16 protein-coding genes and 1 tRNA gene are annotated in these 21,273 nt (G+C 45.7%); 6 read left to right on the forward strand and 11 right to left on the reverse strand.

Features of this window, described 5'->3' with window-relative positions; all coding sequences use genetic code 11:
• Positions 1-412 precede the first annotated feature (412 nt).
• Complete coding sequence (locus QUA38_RS16190; protein ID WP_333163388.1) at positions 413-688, forward strand: LapA family protein; 276 nt, start codon at positions 413-415, stop codon at positions 686-688.
• A 14-nt stretch (positions 689-702) separates the two neighbouring features.
• Here QUA38_RS16190 and QUA38_RS16195 read toward each other — a convergent pair whose 3' ends face one another.
• The 3 genes from QUA38_RS16195 to QUA38_RS16205 all read right to left on the reverse strand — a co-directional run bounded on the left by QUA38_RS16195 (position 703) and on the right by QUA38_RS16205 (position 4,126).
• The gene (locus QUA38_RS16195; protein WP_333163390.1) at positions 703-1,683 is read right to left on the reverse strand and encodes a hypothetical protein; all 981 of its coding nucleotides are present in this window, start codon (positions 1,681-1,683) and stop codon (positions 703-705) included.
• A 154-nt stretch (positions 1,684-1,837) separates the two neighbouring features.
• Complete coding sequence (locus QUA38_RS16200; RefSeq protein ID WP_333163392.1) at positions 1,838-2,902, reverse strand: hypothetical protein; 1,065 nt, start codon at positions 2,900-2,902, stop codon at positions 1,838-1,840.
• 549 nt (positions 2,903-3,451) lie between these two features.
• Positions 3,452-4,126: an Npun_F0813 family protein gene (locus QUA38_RS16205; RefSeq protein ID WP_333163394.1), complete on the reverse strand. Its 675-nt coding sequence runs from the start codon at positions 4,124-4,126 to the stop codon at positions 3,452-3,454.
• 939 nt (positions 4,127-5,065) lie between these two features.
• Here QUA38_RS16205 and QUA38_RS16210 point away from each other — a divergent pair.
• The 4 genes from QUA38_RS16210 to QUA38_RS16225 all read left to right on the forward strand — a co-directional run bounded on the left by QUA38_RS16210 (position 5,066) and on the right by QUA38_RS16225 (position 9,228).
• A tRNA-Arg gene (locus QUA38_RS16210) sits at positions 5,066-5,139 on the forward strand.
• Positions 5,140-5,483: 344 nt separating this feature from the next.
• Positions 5,484-7,112, forward strand: a complete 1,629-nt coding sequence (locus tag QUA38_RS16215; RefSeq protein WP_333163396.1) for a site-2 protease family protein — start codon at positions 5,484-5,486, stop codon at positions 7,110-7,112.
• Between the two features lie 241 nt (positions 7,113-7,353).
• Positions 7,354-8,307: a PIN domain-containing protein gene (locus QUA38_RS16220; protein WP_333163398.1), complete on the forward strand. Its 954-nt coding sequence runs from the start codon at positions 7,354-7,356 to the stop codon at positions 8,305-8,307.
• A gap of 252 nt (positions 8,308-8,559) precedes the next feature.
• Positions 8,560-9,228 carry a hypothetical protein gene (locus tag QUA38_RS16225; RefSeq protein WP_333163400.1) on the forward strand — a complete coding sequence of 223 codons (669 nt, stop codon included), beginning with the start codon at positions 8,560-8,562 and terminating at the stop codon, positions 9,226-9,228.
• 137 nt (positions 9,229-9,365) lie between these two features.
• Here QUA38_RS16225 and QUA38_RS16230 read toward each other — a convergent pair whose 3' ends face one another.
• The 3 genes from QUA38_RS16230 to glpX all read right to left on the reverse strand — a co-directional run bounded on the left by QUA38_RS16230 (position 9,366) and on the right by glpX (position 15,149).
• Positions 9,366-12,377: a UPF0182 family protein gene (locus QUA38_RS16230; RefSeq protein ID WP_333163402.1), complete on the reverse strand. Its 3,012-nt coding sequence runs from the start codon at positions 12,375-12,377 to the stop codon at positions 9,366-9,368.
• Between the two features lie 296 nt (positions 12,378-12,673).
• Complete coding sequence (locus QUA38_RS16235) at positions 12,674-13,966, reverse strand: glutamyl-tRNA reductase (RefSeq protein WP_333074356.1); 1,293 nt, start codon at positions 13,964-13,966, stop codon at positions 12,674-12,676.
• Positions 13,967-14,111: 145 nt separating this feature from the next.
• Positions 14,112-15,149 carry a class II fructose-bisphosphatase gene (glpX, locus tag QUA38_RS16240; protein ID WP_333065996.1) on the reverse strand — a complete coding sequence of 346 codons (1,038 nt, stop codon included), beginning with the start codon at positions 15,147-15,149 and terminating at the stop codon, positions 14,112-14,114.
• Between the two features lie 490 nt (positions 15,150-15,639).
• On the opposite strand from glpX, the gene QUA38_RS16245 reads away from it, so the two are divergent.
• Positions 15,640-16,257, forward strand: coding sequence for a CP12 domain-containing protein (locus QUA38_RS16245; RefSeq protein ID WP_333163404.1), 618 nt, complete (start codon positions 15,640-15,642; stop codon positions 16,255-16,257).
• 113 nt (positions 16,258-16,370) lie between these two features.
• Here the strand turns inward: QUA38_RS16245 and QUA38_RS16250 are convergent, their stop codons facing one another.
• From QUA38_RS16250 to QUA38_RS16270, 5 genes are all read right to left on the reverse strand, one after another.
• Positions 16,371-16,757, reverse strand: coding sequence for a VOC family protein (locus QUA38_RS16250; RefSeq protein ID WP_333163406.1), 387 nt, complete (start codon positions 16,755-16,757; stop codon positions 16,371-16,373).
• 150 nt (positions 16,758-16,907) lie between these two features.
• Complete coding sequence (locus QUA38_RS16255; protein ID WP_333163408.1) at positions 16,908-17,579, reverse strand: SOS response-associated peptidase; 672 nt, start codon at positions 17,577-17,579, stop codon at positions 16,908-16,910.
• A gap of 314 nt (positions 17,580-17,893) precedes the next feature.
• Complete coding sequence (gene uvsE / locus QUA38_RS16260) at positions 17,894-18,838, reverse strand: UV DNA damage repair endonuclease UvsE (protein WP_333163410.1); 945 nt, start codon at positions 18,836-18,838, stop codon at positions 17,894-17,896.
• Between the two features lie 233 nt (positions 18,839-19,071).
• Positions 19,072-19,278: a hypothetical protein gene (locus QUA38_RS16265; RefSeq protein ID WP_333163412.1), complete on the reverse strand. Its 207-nt coding sequence runs from the start codon at positions 19,276-19,278 to the stop codon at positions 19,072-19,074.
• A gap of 259 nt (positions 19,279-19,537) precedes the next feature.
• Positions 19,538-21,190, reverse strand: a complete 1,653-nt coding sequence (locus QUA38_RS16270) for an AarF/ABC1/UbiB kinase family protein (RefSeq protein ID WP_333163414.1) — start codon at positions 21,188-21,190, stop codon at positions 19,538-19,540.
• Positions 21,191-21,273 lie beyond the last annotated feature (83 nt).

Here is a 21,273-nt window from a genome sequence, read left to right on the forward strand (position 1 = left end):
AACACATGGAAAAGGTAATTTCCCAGTTAGAACCTGTTTAAATTTCTACCTATTCCAACGGGGGTTTTTCCCCTAGCGCTTGGGATTGTGAGGTGCGCTTAGCGCACCTTACTACGTATTTTTTATAACTCTGGCAAAGCCTCTGAACATTAATCATAGATACTGCTGGGCCAGTTATATATTTGCAATACACTTGGATTTGTTTAAGTTTGGGAAGTGTAAATTTATTTATGTTTGTTTAATTTTTAATTAATTAATAAAAATTCTCTATTTTTTCCGTTTTTACTTGACTTTTCCCCTAATATTATTGTATATTATTATATAATGGGGTGTTTGAAGAAATAAAAATTTTCCACATATTTCAATTATAAAACAAGTATACAAGCTAAATTATTAGCCTGTCAACCCGTTTATGAAAACAATTCCTCTGCTCGTCATTAGTTTTTTAGTAGCACTTTTAGTAAGCGCGATCGCCATTATCTCAGTGCAAAACGCCGCCCCAGTATCCTTAAACTTTATCTTTTTTCAATCGATACAACTGCCCGTAGGAGTAGTATTGGCAATGAGCCTGAGTGCAGGACTGATAGGAGGTGCGATACTGCAACCGCTGTGGAACCTTTCAGATTCCCAAAACTCGCGTCCTAAATTTCAGGCAAATCCAGAAGAATCCGACACCATACAATATTAAATAGATTTGATCCCTTAGATGGAATATACGTGACCGTCAATCAGCAACCGAGTAATTCCCTTAGCTCGCAAATAAGGCGCTGCTTTTTGCAGCATACTGCTGTCAGGAATTTTGAAAACCCTTTGATTGCGAGTAGCAAATCGGCGGGCCACTCGGTGATTGTCAAAAACTGCCAGGGTTTTCTCGCGAATTTCCGCCGCCGGAATTTGACCCAGTTCGCCAAAAGCTTTTAGAGGTCTGGTGATTAACTCCGCTGCCCGATCGACCACCAAATAACAAATTTTGGGCATAGATGCTTCACTTAAAGGCAAAACTTGAATTAGTCCTGTCCCCCGAAGCTCGATCAACTCGCCCGACGATAGTGAACCCAGGAGACTGCCTTCAAACAGAGAGTCTTCATCCTCTACATCTTCGTCGAAGTCGTCATCTAAATCGTCTTCATCATCCTCATCCTCGTCGTCCTCGAAATCCCTAAAGTCTTCACCTGCCAGCAGCTCTTCTGCTGGCAGCATTGCCTTTAGTTCACCAGTCACAACAGCGCGGTGGCTTTGATCTGCAATCTTGGCTGCTTTGGCATCTGGCAAATCAGAAACATCCAAATTCGACTCTCTATTCCCTCGAATTTCGAGTTCTGCAACTGGTTCAGGGACTGATCCAGAACGCTTTCGGATTGTCGGTCTCGAATTTGAGGCTGACGGCAGGACAGGGGCTGACTCAGACAGGGGGACAGCTACAGGAGTGATTGCGGCATCTGCTGACGACTCAGTAGTCGCCTCTGTGGGTTCAGAAACACTGCTGCGATCGGACAAACGCTTTTGTTTTTGCTGGACTAGAAATTCGTATTCCGGCTCCGACAAAGCACCCTGAAGGATGCGCCTCACAGTCGAACTGCTCACTCCGTAGCGCTTTGCCAGAGTGATAGTATTCTCGTTTGACTGTCGGTACAGCCTGATGAGTTCGCGTTTGTCTGAATCGGAGAGTTTTGTAGGCGTCATGCCAAGTTTCCCAGCAAAAAGACGTGAAAAGACGCAGGCTAGCGGTCAGCGAACTGTGATTCTTCGTTTTCGATTTCAAGCTCAGAGATGCCGACAATGGCAAAAAAGCTTTCGCATCCCCATCACTTGCCAAAGCAACCCCAAACTCCAATCGCTACGCTGCGCGACGAGTGCGCCTGCTCTGGCGAGAACGGGTTGAGATGTCATGTTCCAAGATAGCTCCTATTCCGAACAGGATGGCGCTGAAAACAAAAAAGACTTCCAGCAAACTGCCGCTTTGATAACTACCCTCAGCCTGAGTATCGCGCCATTTAAAGTACATATCTGCGATGTAAAGCGAAAAAGTTGCAGCCGCAATCATTCTCCAAGATTGGGAAAAACGTCCTCCCCAAAATGCCAGCAGCAGTGCTGTAGCAATAATCAGCAGAAAAACGTCCCCAACGATGTAAAACAAATTTATTGCGTTTTTGTGAGGCGCCAGTTGCTTGTCAAGTGCCATCACCCATGCCGGAGCTTTGATTTCTGCTGCTGCTTCTTCTTCTTCGACTGCGGATGCAGGATCGGTCGCTGTTGCTCCTTTTGCCTGTATCTTGGACGAATTTTCCAAACCCGGCGCTCTTCCTGTGGCAGCGGTTGCGGGTGCAGAAGTAACTAATTCTTCTTGAGTGGCTGCCGGAGCCATTCCTAGCTGGGCCCTCCAAGAGTCAGGTGCAGCAACCCAGATAGCTACCGCAATCCCGAAGGCTGCAATTCCCGCTAACAAACCCCACTGCCAAATTTCTAGATTCAGTCGCTTGGAAGTCACAGCTACAACCATGCCCCCGATCAGGACTACATAGCTGCCCAGATAAAACGCATCTGCGGGAGACACGTCCGGGTCTAACCCGAAATAGAGTTCCCAAATCCCGAACAGCACGCCGGCTATGAAATAGAACAGCATCCCCAGACCTATGCCCAGCCAGACGTTGCGCCCACTGACCATGTGGGGGCTTTGCCAGTTTCTAAAACAGACTAAAGCCGCCCCGAAATATGCTCCGCATTCAAAAATATAAGTGCCGATCGAGTACCACAGAGGTAAACCCTCTTCTGCAGAGAGGGGGACGCTGAACAGCAAAAAGAACAGCAGCGCCATTACAGCCCAGACAATGCCCGCAATCACTAGGGTCTGAGCTGACAGTAAAGATGAAGATGTAGATGACTTTTCTGAAGTGCTACTCATAGGGATTCCACGAGACCTAACTAGCGGTTGAACGCACCCCATCTCAATCTTTGATTGTAGATGAGGATTCTTTCGCCAAAAAAACTTAAAAAACCTTGCTCTGACGCTTCCGGAATAACTGGCGTCCTCAGTGTGTAGTCGGGACTTGGACCCTCGTACACTCTAGAAAGACTAAGCAAGAATAATATCTATTTACTAATTCAATAAATTAGTCGTTAGTCGATCTTGTACCCGGAAATATAATGATAGAAATACGGTAGATGTCTCCACCCTTAAGGTTTTTACAGTACCCAATCTATCTCTGAAATTCTAACCTCAAAGGTTGAGGTATCGGTTTTTTTGCTTTCACACTCCCCCACTCACTCATATCAATAATTCGGGGTGGGGACTGCAATCGAAACTTAGTTGAATTGCCAGACCATAGGTGGCATCCAAACCGAATCAACAATTTGGTTGGTCAATACAAGTTGGCAACCCAACCTGTATATCCCCTACCCCCTACAGTGCAATTATCTCAGTCCAATTGTCTGAGCAATTGTCAAAGATTTTCTATCCTGTGATCCACAATTTGTTGAGGGCTGATTGTTTCAGCCAATCTAGAAACTGAGTCCGATCCGGGGCTGGCATATCTTGCAGCACATCGCTGACTCCCTCAGCGAAGTCCGTATTGCCAAAATATGATTTCCCCAAACGGTGGAGTTCTTGCAATAAAGTTTTGAGATGTTGCTCTTGCCAAGCAGGCACCTTGTGATTTTGCAAGGGACTAACGGTTAGCCAATTTTTGATCGCATCAGGGGAGTCTGCCTGGGGGAAGTTTCCCTGCTGAAATACCTTGGCGATATCTTTCTGAAACGATGTGGCTTGCCTTGCGCCTAAGAGGTCTTCTACATCGAAGTAAACAGCTTGGAGAAGCAGCAGACAACCCTGCGCGAACAGCGGTGCTTTGGCTGCTTCATTACCTGCCGGTTCTTCACCGGCAAGCTGATCTAAACGGACTTTTCCCCAGACGCTATATCGATCCGGCTCTTCTAGCAGAACACAGGCTTTGCCTCGGTTGTCGGTTAAGTCCCGCCACAGGGCTCTGGCGTCTTCTGCTTGCTTGCCGTTGAAGGCGCTGATTAGGCGAAAAGTCTGCCCCTGATAATTGAGAATGGGAATTTGTTGATCCCGTTTTGGGTGTTGAAAATTGGTTATTTCAACATCCTGCCGTTTCAGAATAAACATGACACTGCGATTTGACTCCTGTCATGGCCGAGGTGCTGTGCTTTTGACACTCCCCATGCCTTTAGGCGAGGGGATTCTTGATTCAGCGAGTCCACTTAAATTAGCAGGATTGCTCCTGATCACCCAGAGATGGTTCTCTCCTCAAGCGTTCCGATACTTTTTTGCTAACCAATGCTAACAAGTATCTAAGCTGAGATTGTCTCTCAACCTTGGCGTATCAATCAATGCACGAAGGAAAATCCCCCGCCCACAATTTACAACTGCTGTACTGGCAACGCTTGATTTTCGCGCTCGTGCCGAGCGGTCGATTGACTGTTTTGCTTTGATGCCGTAGAGGAAGCTTATATAGAGGCTCCGTACCATCAGGGATTTTCACCTGAGTCTTTCAATCTAGTTCTACCACATTTTTATTAAATATCAAGTCGAGCAGAATGTTAGAAAACATAACTCAACATCAGCCAATTAGTCATTCTGTCTCAACTCATACCTATGATTAGGGGATGATCTCTGGTTTTTCGCTAAGGCGTTCAGCGTTTTAGGCTTTGTCACTAGGGGATGTTAACATAACCAATAGAAATCTGGAAAAAAGCACCTGTGACTCTTGTCCAGTCTGAGCTGGGTCTTAATTTGGGGAGATATCCGATCGACCAAATATTTGGGTTTTACCTCGACCTCTAAATACTTTACCCGATTTCTCGTCCTACCTAGTTTTGATTGTAAATTTACAATTGTGCTGTTTGCAGGTGAGTCCCTCCAATTTTTGTCAGATACAGTCTTGGAGGCACAGAAACTCTCATAACCTTGGTTTTTTTCCCGAACCATCCCGCTGCACGCCAGATTTTTGTACATCAAACCGGTTTCTGCGTAAGTAATCACATAATTTACTTGCTCGATCGCACACTGCACCTATACAATAATGTTGTTAGGAATTTTTGAGTTGGGTGCGTAACTCAGTTGGATAGAGTAGCTGCCTTCTAAGCAGCGAGCCGCAGGTTCAAGTCCTGCCGTACCCGTTACACAAAATTAATGAGATCAAGGGTTTCAGCACTTTTACACCGCCAAGGAAAGAGCGGCTGATATCTTATGTGCTGGGGATTTGTTTCCGATGCCTGAATCCGAAACAAATCCTTAAAAAAGCCCCGCCTGCCAAACTGGGCGGATCTTCCTGCTTCAGGGCGATCGACACTGGTACCCTTCTGAGTACATTCTTGATACAGCCGATGTGATATCATAAAAAGTCTATTGTGTCAATAGTCTATATCCTGTGATGTTCAAACAGCACCAGCAGCAGGTTGTGGGCCGAGTAGCCCTCAGGGGTTATCCTTAGTAATCAGGCTAGTTTCCGATAGGTTTGGATATGTTCCCAACAACTCTATTTCATATTCCCCAAAATTTAATGCTATTACTCGACCGCAGCGCGATCGACAGATTAAAGCCCTTATTGGCGCAAGCAACCGGAATGTCTATAGTTGCATCGGAAAATACGGCAACAATTGCGCTCGTATTGGTTGCTCTGGGAATTCTGGGTTGGGGATTTTATCGCGCCAGACCTTTTGGCAAACTGGGAATTTTGGCTTGGTTGCAGTCTGTTGCGCTGATGAGTCCCTGGCTGCTGTTCTTTGGTTTGTTCGCCGCCGGAATTTACCTCAATCTAGTTGCGGTATTGTTGCTGCTCGTGGTCTCCACGGGATTGTACATTTATCTGGGCCGGCAATTGCGTAAGGCTGCATCCGATAGAGTTCTCCCGCGCTCGGATGCTGCTGAGGTAAAGTCCCAAAGCGATGCTTTCTCGGCCCCTGACTCGCAGCCGACACCTGCCAAAGAAACCATTAAGATCGTCACCTCGTCGCCTGCGAATAATGAATCAGAAATAATTCCCGTTCCAGTTGAAGACCTCAAGGTAATTAAAGGCATTTTTGGCATTGATACTTTCTTTGCCACAGAAACGATTCCCTATCAAGATGGGGTAATCTTGAAAGGCAATCTCCGAGGAGACCCCGAACAAGTACACTCACGTTTGACGGCAAGTTTGGCAGAAAAATTAAACGATCGCTACCGTCTATTTTTAGTAGAAAATCAGGACGAGAAGCCCGTAGTTATTATCTTGCCGAGCACCAACGACCCGCAGCCAACAACCGTGTCTCAAAAAATCCTAGCAGTCGTGCTGCTGCTGGCAACAATTGCTACTAGCTTAGAGACAGGCGGTTTGCTGCTAGGTTTCGATTTCTTTAACTCGCCGGCTAGATATCTAGAAGTTCTGCCAATTGCAGCCGGAATTTGGGCGGTTTTAGGCTCTGGGGAAATTGCTCGCCGAGTGCTGGCAAATCGGTACAAGGTTGGCTTGAGTTGGCCGTTTTTTATACCAACTTTGCAGATAGGTTGTTTTGGAGCGATCGATCGTTTTGAGTCGCTGCTGCCTAACCGTAAAGTTTTGTTTGACATCGCTTTTGCCGGGTCAGCCGCTGGGGGAATAGTTTCTCTGCTAATGCTGGTAACGGGTCTGCTGCTGTCTCACCCCGGCAGTTTGTTTCAAATTCCCGCAGAATTTTTTAAGGGATCGGTTTTGGTGGGAACTGTGGCAAAAGTGGTTTTGGGTTCGAGGTTGCAGCAGCAGATTGTTGACGTTCACCCGCTGGTAGTTATCGGTTGGTTGGGCTTGGTAATAACGGCAATTAATTTAATGCCGGCGGGACAGTTGGACGGGGGTAGAATTGTGCAAGCCATCTACGGTCGGAAAATAGCAAGCCGGGCTACTTTGGCGACGTTTGTGGTGCTGGCGATCGCTTCTTTAGTGAATCCTTTAGCTCTGTATTGGGCGATCGTGATTCTGATTTTACAGCGGAATCTGGAACGGCCAAGCCTCAACGAGCTGACTGAGCCTGACGACGCTCGCGCGGCTTTGGGTTTGCTAGCTTTGTTCTTGATGATTGCTGTCCTGTTGCCGTTGACTCCGGCTTTGGCGGGCCGTCTGGGCATCGGGAACTAACAGTAGTCTGGCATCTTTGGTAATAGACTCTTGGGTTGCGGTAAATTAGTGGAATCTAGGAATTGACCGATCAAACTGGGGAACTGAAGGGCGATCGGGTTCCTAACTACTAATTTCCAATTAAGACCCCCGCCCAGGGCAATTTATCTACTACCAAAAGTTGATTTTTTTATAACCCAAAATTTGTTTAAACTTGATCGATTAAGTTTAAATAACTTATCTGAGCCTATAGGATAAAGTCATGGCTAATCAACTTCCTCCTGTATTGGTAACTTTTGATGCAGATGTTTTAATGACTGGCAGAACCCAAGTGTGGCAAGAATATGCCAAGGTGGGAACTTGCTATATCCCGGAAGTAGTGTACGACGAAATAGATCGTCTGACAGGGCAAGCGGTGGAAAAAGAGCAAGAGCAAGTAGCTAGAGAGTTTATGCGATTTTTTGCCGACAGTGGCTGGATTGCAACTGACGCTCAGGAAACACACCGAGCTCTCGAACCTTCGATCAAAAATCAAAGCAAGCCAGCAATGCTGGTAGTGGCGACGGCTCAGTGCGTTTACGGTTTGGCGACCGAACACCCGGAGGCATTGGTGATTTTTGTGTCCAACAGCCAGCCTCTGCTGAAGCGGCTGGCTTCTGTAGGCGCTACGAATCTCTGCGGGATTACCGGGGCGATGCTGTTAAATTGGGCGAGGAAAGGGGAACGCCCGGCGGCTGCGACTCAGCAATTGCAAAGTTTGATGCGTACCCTCGCCGAACGCAAATCGACTCAGCGCTCTAACAACAGAATTCAGGATGCTGCTGTTGGCCAAACGGCGGCTTCTGCTAACAAGTTAATGGGAACCCGCGGCGCTTCTGAATTGAAGTCGGCCAGCAGTTTTACTAAAACTAATAAAACGGGTTTGACTGAGAAGCGCAGTGCGAGTTCGCGCCCCAAAACGCCGCGGCGCAGTCGCGAGGAGTCGAGAGATTACGAGCCGGCTGTATATCGCATTAAACATATTACACCTCCGAAAAAAAGGGGCAACGGTTTTCTATCTAGTGCGTTCAATTTTTTGGGAGCGTTATTTTTCTTGACGGTAGCGGTGGGTATTTTGTGGCGAGTGTTCGATGTTAGGGGTTTTAGAAAGACTTTTGTGCCGGCTCTACCCCAACCTGTGCAACAATTTGTTAAGTCTATCGACCCTAAAAAATAATCTGGTTTTCTGAAAATTTCACCTTCAGATACGGCTGACTTGTGCCTTCGGTCATCGTTAATCTTGCACCTTGGGAAACTGGGATAGCACGCTTGGTTCACAAATTAGTTCCCTCCCCTAAATATAGCGGTAAGCTGTTCGTGGGCTACCCTACGATTAGATTTGCTGCCCTTAGCCCGCGGGGAATTTTCAACTGCTAGTATCACAACAGAAGATGAACGCTTGACTTTAGTGCACTAAAAATCCATCGCCATGCTGAACGGGAACGAAATAATTAGTGGATTAGCACTGGCTTTTGCGGGTTTTGCTTATGCTTTAGTATTTTTTGTTCTTCTTCCCTTCAGACAGTACGATTATGCAGCACCACTTGGGGCAATAGCAATGGCGATCGCCCTTACTATTGCAATGAATGGGCTACTATCTGCATCGTTGCTAACTGGGCGGATTTGGGTGGCTGCATTATTTGGTTTTCAGGTAGTCCTCATGTTTTTTGGTAACGTGTTTCTGGAAGATGGGCTGTACCTGCCAAATTTGTTGTTTTTTGGAACTATGATCGTAGGATATACGAGCGTTTATACCAGTTTTTCACAACAAAAAACACTGGTAATTGTGGGTTTATGTACAGCGTTTTTCCTAGCTTCAATGTACTTTTCTTTGATTGGTGGCTATGTGCTCAAAGGCAAAAATCCCTTTCAGGGTTCTTCTACCCAGATGCTGCCGCTGTTGAATCAAAGGGTAGAAATTATCACCGACAATCCCAAACAATTGTATTTGAATGGCAAAACTGGCGAGCTCACGCATATTGACCGTTATGAGGTGACAGTGAAACTATATTCTGAAGGAGACGAGAGATTGATGTGGCCCTATGTCAAGGTTTGGTGGCAGAATATCAAGGCTGCTAGCGAACAGAAATCGCAGTAATTTATATCGTTTCCGGTTGCATCGAAATAATAAAATCGAGTCAACACTTAACACTCAACCATTCAGTTTTTCGACCCGCCCGTCAACAGTCACCAGTCAACAGTCAACAATCATGATGAGTGCAACCGGAATTGATATCATTCACTCTTTAAAGCTGGTGCTGTTCTTTCTACAGGTCGAATAATGACCGGTTTATTAGTAGATTGTTGCTGAAAAAGTGCCTTGAGTGCCAATTCAAGATTTTCTGCCATGACGATGCGGTTTTCGTAGGCAGCAATAACTCTGATTAAAGTTGGCAAACTATTGCGTTCGGCTTCTAAGTAAAGAGGTTCCACATACAGTAAAGATTGTTCTATGGGAATTACTAATAAGTTTCCTTGAAGTGCTTTGGAACCCTGGCGATTCCAGAGAGATATTTGTTCGGAAATAACTGGATCTTGGTTAATTAAAGCTTCTATTTGTTCCGGGCCGTAAACTAATCGCTGTTTGGGGAACAGATACAGCAGCAATTTTCCGTACTCGCTACCATCCGATCGCCCTGCAATCCAAGCAATTAAATTGTTACGACTTACTGGTGTAAATGGAAGCAGCAAAATAAATTCTTCTGCTTTTTCAGTTGGCAGCTTCATAATCAAATAATACGGTGCTACGGGCTGCTGTTCGCTGCCATAAATTTCATTGGGAACTCGCCACAAATCCTCCCGATTGTAAAATACTTGCGGGTCTTCCATATGATAAGTTAGCAAGCGTTCTGATTGAATGCTCAACAAATCCACTGGATATCTGATATGTTTGCGGAGAGCCAGAGGCATTTTGTCAAGGGGTTTGAAGAGTCCGGGAAAAATAGCCATCCAACTGTTAATAATCGGATCGGAGGGATAGGCAACGTAGAAGTCAACAGACCCGTTGTAGGCATCAATCACTACTTTGACGGAGTTGCGGATGTAGTTAAACTCATGATTGCCGGGGTCAGAATACGGATAGCGATCGCTCGCTGTATAGGCATCGATAATCCAGTAAAGATAGTTGGGAGATTTATCAGTGGCCGAGGGTGAAGGTTTAATCTCGTTGCCATTTTCATCTTTTTCTTTTTCTATATCCTCATTGCTAAGATTGGCGTTTGCTACTACTAAATACGGGTCAGAATCGTAGTGCAAAAAAGGAGCGATCGCCCGGACTCTTTTATTAATATTTCGGCGGTACAGCAATTTAGTTTCTGGCGTAAAATTGCGCGTCAGCGCCATTTGCCAATTTTTGAGATAATTAGCAAACAGCCAGCGCCGCCACATAGAACCGATCGCAATTCCGCCCCTACCCCTGTAAGTATTGTAAACATTGTCTTCGCCGCTGGGATAGTCAAATTCTTCGACTTTTGTGGGCGCCATCGCGTCTGTATCGGTGATTTCGCCGTAGTAAATTCGCGGGTAGCCGATCGGAATACTGGCCCGAATTTGATCGCTAGTTACTTCCAAAGCAGTCTCTCCCTTCTGGGCTGCAACTCCAATATCTTTAACAAAATAATCTGGCAAACCGCCGACACCGACTGTATTTACCGGAGAAAGAGTAAAGCCGTAACCGTGAGTGTAAACCAGGTGCTTGTTCACCCAAGTTTGAGCTTCGGGGGCAACTGCTGTGTAATCTAATTCCCGCGCTGCCAGAAACACTTGTTGGCTTTCAGAATCTCCTTTTTTTGCTTTTTCATTTTTGATTGTGTAGCGCTCGATATCGGCATCAGGAAATGTATAATAGGGTCTGATTTGCTGTAACTGTCGGTTGGTTTGTAGCAGTGGCCGCTTGTCCCACAGCCGGATGTTGCTAATAGTAAGTTTATTTTTTTCTAAGTCCGCATAAGTAAGTTTTCCTGCGGGATCAAAAGTTTTTATTTCTATATTGTTGAGGTCAAAGCCTTCTTGACTAAAGGCAATACTGCGCTGAATGTATGGCTTTTCCTGTGCTAATTCGTTGGGTTTAACTAGGAGCTGCTGCACAATAGTTGGCAGCAGCCAAGTTCCCAAAAAACTTAAAGTTAGCCACGCTAAAATAATCTTTTTTATGAGTTCATTTTTTATTTTGAAGGGGTAAACCTGGCACAGCATCAAAAGTGCGATCGCCCCCGCCAAAATACTCAAAAATCCATAGCTGGGCAGTCGCACCGTCACATCAGCATAATTCGCCCCGTAAGTAACGTCTCCCCGCGCATACAGCAAGGCGTAGCGCCCCAGCCAGTAGCGGAATGCAACGGCTAGCATTAAAGCTGCACCCAACCCGTACAAGTGTCGCTGCTGCGATCGAGAACACCCCAAAAATCTCCCTAGACTCAGGCTATTTCCCGACAGCAAATATGTTAAAGCACAAGATACTAAACTGTACAAAAATACAACTGTCAGCCACAAGCCTAGCAACTCTAAGATTGGCAAAATAAATACATAAAAGCTAATATTTTGATTAAAAAGAGGGTCGGTTGTGCTAAAATTAGTAGGGTTAAAATATTGCAAAACATTTGTCCAGCGACTGGTGGCAATAAGTCCGATCGCCAAACTGAGAAAAAAGGCGATCGCCTGCAGCCAAAAATCAGGCTTAATTGCCACAGCTAACATTGCCCCCAGCAGCAAGCCCAACTGCCACCAGTGAGAAAATAGCTGCACCGCTATTTGCTGGATTGACTCAATTCCCAACTGCACGGGCGGTGTAGGCAAATTGCCAGCTATACCGAAATAGGTGAGGCTGTTTGCAGCTAACAGGCCGCAGTGAATTACTATAAAAGTTGCGATCAAAGTCAATCCGAATACCGTCAACAGCAGCCAGGAAAAGGTAATTTGGGATTTAGCAACAGGTGTTTCGTAATTCTTCCCCGTTTTGTTCGCCCTCAGTGAAGCAAATAGCGCCCCCGCAACCGGCGATTTCATTTCTTCTGCGGGATGTTGCAGGCGGCGGGCTAAAGCCAAATTTCCTAGCAAGAAGACAGAAGAAACAGCAATTGCGATCGCCCCCAGCAACCCTTGAGTTTTCAGCTTTAACAGAAAAACCTGAAGATATCCAACTTCCTGAAACCAGAGAATTTCTGCTGCTATGCAGGAGGCAAATTCAACAACCACCCACAACCCTACAATCGATAAAATTAATTGATAAATTCGCCTTCTTAAAGTCATAACAATGAGCTAGAAGTAGGGACAGTGCATTGCCCATATCTTTCAACTTAACCCAAAATCTCACTCTTAGAGGTAAGTCCAAGGCTAATAGATCAAGTCCTCGGAATGAAGAGTAATTAACTAATAACTTCTTCAATTTTATGCAATAGGACTTGAGCTTTGAGCCAGCGATGGAAACCCTGTCTGACTGATAGTTGAGTGCTAAGTTGATAGCAATGGACAAATGCCTAAGTCCCTACACATATAACGTCCAATTAACCGAATGTGAATCAAAAATTGAATCGACAAAACTTCAGCTAGCTATACTGCTGATTGACATCCACATCCAAATTAAACAGTGTTTGCAAAGTTTGCATCGCTTGTCGTCGCGCCTCAATATCCTGCTGAGCGCGTAACTGTACCATCGGATCGTGCAAAATCTTATTCACAATCCCCCTGGTTAAAGATTCAATCACGTCTTGATGTTTCTCCGAAAATTCCGAACCCAGACGCGATAAAGCTTTTTCTAACTCTTGTTCCCGAATCAATTCTATCTTATCCCGCAAACAGCTAATAGTAGGAACCGTTTCCAGACTGCGCCACCAGAGATCGAAAGCCTCTACTTCCTGTTCCAGCAAGCCCTGAGCTTCCATTGCCATTTTGCGGCGGCTTTCGTGATTTTGAGCTACCACTGCTTTCAAGTCGTCCACATTAAACGATCGCACATTAGCGAGTTCATTCGCATCTGAGTCAATGTTGCGTGGCACAGAAATATCCACCAACATCAAAGGGCGATTCGGGTCTAAAACCGATTCCAATTTAGCTTTATTTAACAGTGGCTCGGTAGCTGCGGTACTGGTAAAAACCAAGTCAGAACTGGCAATTATCTGCATCATTTCCGAGAGCTGATACAGGTGCAATTCAGCATCTTTAAACTGACCTGCCAACTCCAGGGCGCCCCGCACAGAGCGATTGACGATCGAAATATGGCTAGCTCCTTTTGAGAGCAAATGCTGTACCAAAAGTCGCGACATTTTGCCAGCACCGATAATCGCAATTTTGCTGCTTGCTAAATGCTGACCCTTCATTTGAGCCAATTCAGCAGCCGCCGAACTGATAGAAACTGCACCGGTACCGATGCTAGTTTCCGTGCGAACTCGCTTCCCTGCTGTGAGAGCTTGCTTGAACAAGCGCTCTAAAATTCTGCCTACACCTTTGTACTGCTGGGCGAGTTTGTGAGTTTGTTTCACCTGAGCCAAAATTTGCCCTTCTCCGAGCACCAAACTGTCGAGACCAGAAGCCACTCGCATCAAGTGCATCACCGCATCTTCGTGCAGCAAAATAAACAGGTGAGGACGCAAAGACTGCAAAGGAACTTTACTGCATTCTGAAAGGAACTGAATAACCTCTCGTACACCAGGCTCCGACTCGCTGGTAACAATATAAATCTCTAAGCGGTTGCAAGTGCTGAGGATGGCAACCTCTTGAATGTGCGGGTAGCCGCGCAATTGGGCGATCGCTGCTTCAACTTTCTGTTCTGGAATGCTTAGTTTTTCGCGAACTTCTACCGGCGCTGTTTTGTGGCTGAGACCTACGACTGCAATATTCATATCTGTGATTTGTCACTATTTCTTTCTTAGTTGTTAACAGTCACCTGTTATTAGTTCTTAGTTTATCGCTAATTGCTAATCATCGGTGACTGTTAACCGTTAACTGTTAATTGTTAACATTTAACTGTTAACCACTAACTAATCACTAATTCAATTGCAAAGATTTCGGCTGGTCAAACATATGGATTGTATCCACAAACCGAGCAGTTTTCGACTGAGAAGAAATTACCAAACTTTCTGTGCGAGCGCCACCGCCAAAGAAGCGAACTCCATCCATTAGCGTTCCGGGAGTAATCCCGCAAGCTGCAAACAGAACTGTTTCTCCAGATGCCAACTCTTCAGCATTGTAAATCTTGTCTGGGTCTGTGATGCCCATCTCTTTAAGTCGAGCTATATTGCTCTCTTTGCTTTCACCGATCAAACCAGTTTTTACAACTGCCGGATCGTAAATTAACTGCCCTTGGAAGTGACCGCCCAAGCAGCGCATTGCTGCTGCGGAAATCACACCTTCCGGTGCTGCGCCAATACCCATAAGTGCGTGGATGTTGGAACCAGAAAACGCGCAAGAAATCGCTGCCGAAACGTCGCCGTCGCTGATCAGCCGAACTCTTGCACCCGCTTGCCGAATTTCATTAATTAAATCTTTGTGTCGGGGGCGATCCATGACCACCACCACCAAATCTTCAATACTGCGGCCGAGACAATCAGAGATAATTTTGAGGTTTTGAGTCGGCGTTTTGCGAATATCTACATGATTCTTAGCAGCCGCAGGAGCAGCCAATTTGTTCATGTAGAAATCCGGTGCCGCAAACAAACCACCTTTTTCAGAGATTGCCAAAACTGCCATCGAACCGTTTTGACCGTAAGCGACCAGGTTAGTACCTTCGCAGGGGTCAACAGCGATGTCAATTTCGATCAATTCATCTATGTTGCAGACATCTTTGGCATCTTCGCGGGTACAAATACCTACTTGTTCACCGATGTAAAGCATTGGTGCGTCATCGCGCTCGCCTTCCCCGATCACGATGCGGCCGCGCATATGAATTTTGTTCATGCGCTCCCGCATGGCTTCTACAGCCACTCTGTCGGCTTCATCTTTCTCGCCTTTGCCCATCAAGCGAGCGGAGGCGATGGCTGCCTGCTCAACTACTTCGATAATCTCTAAACCGATTACATTGTCCACGAACTAGATCCTCCCAACTGCTGATGCGTGCCTTGTGCTCTTTTGCACTCCCAGCCATCAAGTTTATCAGAGGCGGGGATCTCTGCGAGCGCAAGCACTTGCTTAGTTTGTGTTAACTTTTGCTTCTTTGAGACTGGGACTGGAAAATCTGATCCCAACAAGCTCAAAGATCGATCGCCCCAATACTTCACTCTTGCTTGGAGGATCGCACGCTAGCCCCGTCTGAACCCTAAATCCCGGACTCCAGAGGTTCCGGGGCAGCGAGCGGTTATTTCAGGCAACTTGTCATCCCGAATGCCGTTAAAGGTTTTATGATTAGTTTGCGATCGCACGATTTCTCAGAAACCCGGTTGCTAAGCGGATTTATCGTTACTAAACCCAATATTTTGGTACAAACCGGGTTTCTGAGGGTAAGTCCTAATGATGACGAATCAAATGGACAGCAGCCAATCGGGACGCACTAGACTTTATAAGCAGGAAGCAATAAAAAATGATGATGAAAGCCCAAGATATTATGACCACAGAAGTTGTTACCATTCGCGGTTCAGCAACTGTAGCTGAAGCAGTGGCGATGATGAATGATTTGTGTTTGCGCGCTTTAATTGTGGAACGTCGCCACGAACAAGACGCATACGGCATTGTCACGGAAACGGATATTGTCTATAAAGTAGCAGCCTACGGAGTAGACCCGAAAAAAGTCCGCGTCTTCGAGATTATGACCAAACCGTGCATTACGGTGAATCCTGACTTGGGCGTGGAATATGTGGCTAGATTGTTCGCGAATAGCCGCATCCGTAGGGCGCCGGTGATTAAGGACGAGCTAGTGGGCATTATTTCGGTCACGGATATCTTGACAAAAAGCGATTTTCTTGAAAAGCCGAAGAGTATTTTATTTGACGAACAAATCGAACAGGCGATCGCAGATGCCAGAACTATCTGTGCCGAGAAAGGCGCTACTTCTAGAGAGTGCGCGGTAGCGTGGGATATTGTGGAGGAAATGCAGGCTGAGGCTTCTCACCAGCGATCGATGAAGCTTGAAAAAACGGCTTTTGACCAGTATTGCGAGGAAAATCCCGAGGCGGCTGAAGCCCGGATGTACGACAGTTAATTTAGTCCTTAATCATTAGTTATTAGTTATCAACTCTTATTTATGAATTGATAACTAACAACTAATGATCGGAAACAGCTTTTTTTATGCGAGCCTCACGAAAAATAAAAATCTTAAGTGTTTGGCCCCGTCATACAAAACACGTTCAGCTTATTCCCATCAAGATCGCGAAAATATCCCGCATGAAACCCCGGCAACACGCCTCTTGGCCCCGCCGCTCCTTCATCCTTAGCCCCAAGATCGATCGCTTTGTTATAAACTAAGTTGACTTTTTCGGGACTGTCAACTTGAAGAGCTACCATTACTCCATTGCCAACAGTTGCTGTGTTACCATCAAATGGTTTTGTAATAGCAAGTGCTGGTTGATCCAGAGAAACGGCCCATGCGATAAATCCGTCGAATTCCATGAATCGTCGAGCGCCAATTTCAGCAAGCAAAGCATCATAAAACTTTGCAGCACTTTCAATATCGTTGGTACCAAGTGTAACGTATCCGATCATATTTTTTGTGTTCTCACTGATGTTAAGATTAAAAAAACGTTTGAGCAAATAACAACTGAGTTAAACTGAGCCTTAGAAAACGCAAGCTACAACTCAAACATCATTTTAGATCATAACTCAAACTATCTCGGTTTTGTCCGCTCCAATGATTTATTGCCGATCGCTAATACATTCGGGAGTGTCTCTACTTGGACTGTTGACGATCGCACTTACCGCCTTTGCTTTCATCGCTTCGGAAGCATAGGGCTTTAACAGGGGCAAAACTTCCTGAGCATTTTTAACAGCAGGATCTAGCCACTGTTCCCAATCGCTGTCGGGGAGAATCACTGGCATTCGATCGTGCAGCGGCTGCACAGTTTCGTTAGCAGCGGTAGTAATTATAGTGCAAGATACAATGTTTTCTTTTTCTGGGGATTCCCAATTTTCCCACAAACCCGCAAAAGCAAAAGGTTCGCCGTCTGCCTTTTGAAAATAGTAAGGGTGTTTGTTTTTTCCCTGTTGTTGCCATTCGTAAAAGCCATCAGCGACTATCAAACATCGCCTGTGCTTGATGGCGCTGCGAAAAGCAGGTTTTTCGGATACTGTTTCCGATCGCGCATTGATCATCTTGCTGCCCATTTTCATGTCTTTTGCCCAACTGGGAATCAAACCCCAGCGCATAAATTGAAACTGTCGCTGCATTTGCTTTTGAGAAACTGTTACTGTGGCAACTGATTGAGTTGGGGCGATATTGTATCGCGGTTTGATGTCGGGAACTTCCGACAGTTTGAAGAATTCGGCGATGATTTGACCTGAAATAGTTAAAGTGAATCTTCCGCACATAATTTATAGTTGGTATTAACGCGGTTTTTTCTTATTCCGGCAGTCCAGTTTTGGTCTGGTTATCGACAGTCCGGCAGGGGTTTAAACCCCTGCCTCAAAGATCAAGTCGGTTTTAACCGACTGGAAATACGATCTCAATATCTATCTACTTTAGCCCTCTTTTAGAGGACTTTAGCTATGAGACAGGGGTTTTCAACCCCTGTCAGATTGTCGGACTAAATGGATTTCTACGAGACATTTTCGATTTATTGTTGGGTGGGGGCGGGTTTTTGAGATGATTGGTTTTAGGTAATTACTGTTAGTAAAACGTCCCCCTACGAGACTTTGGTAAATTGTGGAACATTGGCAGACAACCATTCGACGCGCAACTTTTCAATAGCTAATTCTTTAAATTTAGCTTCTACTTCAATCCAAGGAGCTTGATAATAGCAATTAGGCATTTCTGTAATTAAGTCGCTGTGGCGCGGATCGGTAAAAAACTCTTTTCCATTCGATATGTGTACTAATTGCCATTCAGGAACAGACCAAGTTGTGCGGGCTGCTGCGAGCATTTCGGCAACGCTGGGATCGTCGTAAGTTTCTAAATGTTCGTGAATGACGTGGTGGTGGGCGTCAAAAACCATTGGTACGCCGGTATGGAGACAAACTTCTAAAATTTCTGAGGAACTGTAAGCGTATTCGTCATTTTCAAAGGTTAAGCGCGATCGAATTGATTCGGGTAAATCGCGGATGACTGATTTGAGCTGCGAAGTGCGATCGCTCTTGCCGCCGTGAATGTTCATAAGTGCCTGGGGCGATCGGGGCTGCCCCAACATATCTAAAATTAAAGCATGAGTGGCGAGAATTTTAATGCTGTTTTCAACCACAGAAAGCTTGTCGGAACTGAGCACGACAAATTGATCGGGATGAAGTACCAAGCGGATGCCCAAAGAGAGGGCGCGATCGCCGGTGTTCCGCAATTCCTCAGTCATGGAGTGTAGCACTGCTTCTCCCAAATCTGTATCTGCAAAAGGGAACAGTGCAGAAGTCATGCGGTAGAGCTTAATTTGATTAACGGCACAGAAGTCGATCGCTTTGTCAAGGCGTTTTAAGTTGTCTGCATAAAGTTCGCGCAATACTTTTTCTTGTTCAGTTTCCGAAAGCTGTAAAAGCCGCTTCCGGGTGACAGTGCGAAAGCGCACTGCATCGGATGTTGTAATACAGACTAATCCCAATTCCGGCAATTTTTCCTGTTCCACTATTTGGTTAATCCTGCTCATTTAGCAATAATCCCTAACTTTAATTTTATGTTAAACAGGTTTTTCGTAAGGACTTGAGTTTTTAGTCTTGAAGTTTTTAGGTACTACTGAAGCTGCCTAAAGAGCCCGGCAGAGATTGAAATCGCTGGCGGAATCGGGAAGTGCAAGGTGTAATTAGTACAAACCGGATTTTTATCAAACATCTAATGAACCGCGTCGCAGATAGCATATCGATGACAATTTAATCGATATAACTATTGCTGTTCTTCGCGAGAATCAGCCTCTTCGTGGGGGCGCGCGGTAGCCGCAGGATTTTCCATCGCTTCGTTATGGAACGGATAACCGGATGTTTCTTGATTTACCGGGTCAGCGGGTTGGTCGTCAGGGGATGTTATTTGACCGTTAGTGTTGGTATTAGGTTTTGTGGAAGAACCTTTATGGCTGGCGTGACCGCTACTCATATTTTTTTCCTCAATTAGGTTGATCGAACAATTTCTAGCTTAGACTTAGCTGCTGCGGGCGATCGCCTATCTTAAGTCAGAGATGTTGCTTAACAGTTGAGGATGCTATGGCACTCCTCGCATCAATTGTGAAATCTTTCTCTTATCTTATCAACATTCGCGTCAATAGCGTTTTGGCGGTTTGTTGAAAAAAAAGCTTGTTTCGCGTTTCCCGAAAGGATTGCTATATCTCCTAATTTTTCCTATTTCTCCTTTTCAATCAACTCCGCAAACGCCCTGACCTGAGAATGCTAATAATCAACCAAAAACCCAAAAAACTCGCCGCCCCAAACAAACCAGTGCTCAGAAAAGATAGCTGAGAAGTTTGCGCGTTAGAAGAAATAATTGCAGCCCCTATAATCAGCGAACCCACGACAATACTAAAAGAAAGTCGGTTCGCAGAATCCCCTAGAGTGCGGCGTAGCGGATCGAGTTCTTTTAGTGTCAAGTTCCACTTCAAAGTTTCCGAAGTAACCCGGTCTAAAAGCACTTCCACCTGTCGCGGAGATTGCAAAGATAAGCTTTTGAGATCCAGGGCAGTTCTTAGCAGAGCTTGGATCGGATCATCTCCTAATAACTGACGCCGAAACATATCGGTCATCAGCGGTTTGACCTGCTCTACAATATTAAATCGGGGATTAAAAGAGCGCGCCAGTCCTTCCAAATTAGCTAGAGTTTTTGCATACAAACCGAGATTGCTGGGCAGCCGAATTTTATTTTTTCGGGTGATTTCCAGCACCTCATAAAAAATTTCCGACAAGTTCATTTGCGACAAGCTCACATTGTAATACTTGCGTAGCATTCGAGCCAAATCGTTTTCGAGATTTGCTAAACTTTTCGGCTGAGCAAATTCTGCCATTTCCAAAGTTAATTGAGCGCAGCGCTGAGCATCTAAATCGACAATTGCCAGCAACATTTCGGTCAAATTCTGCTGAGTGCGCGGGTCTAATCTGCCGACCATGCCGCAGTCTAGCAGGGCTATTCGGCCATCTTTGAGATAAAATAAATTGCCGGGATGTGGGTCTGCGTGAAAGAATCCGTCGATGTACAACTGCTGGAAGAAAACGCGGCAAAGCAGCGTTGTAATTTCTTCGCGTTCGGCATTTACATCTCCTTTGTGGCGAATTCCTTGCAAATCGCCTAACAAAATTGGGACTCCGTTCAGCCACTCCATTACTAAGAGTTTTTTTGTAGTTAACTCCCAGTTAATTTCTGGTAGGACAACTTGTGTGGGGTCAAACCAGCGACTTTTAGATAAATTGCGGCGCAGTTCGTCTGTATAGCTGGCTTCTTGAATGAAGTCTAATTCTGCACGCAGGGCGATCGCAAATTCTTCTGCTAAGGCGACAATATCGTATTGTTGACCGAAGTCTGTGAGCATGACAAGTTCTGCTAAACCTCGGAGCACGGCGATGTCTTGTTCGATGACAATCTCAATACCGGGGCGCTGAACTTTGAGGGCGACTTCGCGACCGTCTTTTAAAGTAGCTTTGTGGGTTTGGGCGATCGAACCTGCGGCGATGGCTTCAGTGTTAAATTTGGCGAAGGTATTTTCGAGAGATTGTGTGAGTTCCTGGCGGACGATTGCTTCTACTTGCGACCACGGTACGGGTGGCACTTCCGCTTGTAGCGTGGAGAGAGTTTCGATGTAGCTGGCGGGTAAAAGGTCGGGACGGGTACTCAGCAATTGTCCCAATTTGACAAAAACTGGGCCTAATTCGACGAGGATGTTGCGGAGAACTGCTGGAGTTGGGAGACTGGGTGCGTCGGTTTTGCGGCCGGTTAGGAGGCTTTTCATGTAGTCCCAACCGTTGCGGAAGACGACCTCTAGAATTTCTCCTTTGCGAGAAGTGTTTTGAACTAGGCTAAACAAGGGGCCTCCGGGTCGATCGGGTTTAAGGGCTATATAACTACTAGGATAGCGCTGTTGACCGGGCTGACCAGTGTCTTGGGGAA

Source organism: Microcoleus sp. Pol12B4 (assembly GCF_036701385.1).
Taxonomy (GTDB): domain Bacteria; phylum Cyanobacteriota; class Cyanobacteriia; order Cyanobacteriales; family Microcoleaceae; genus Microcoleus.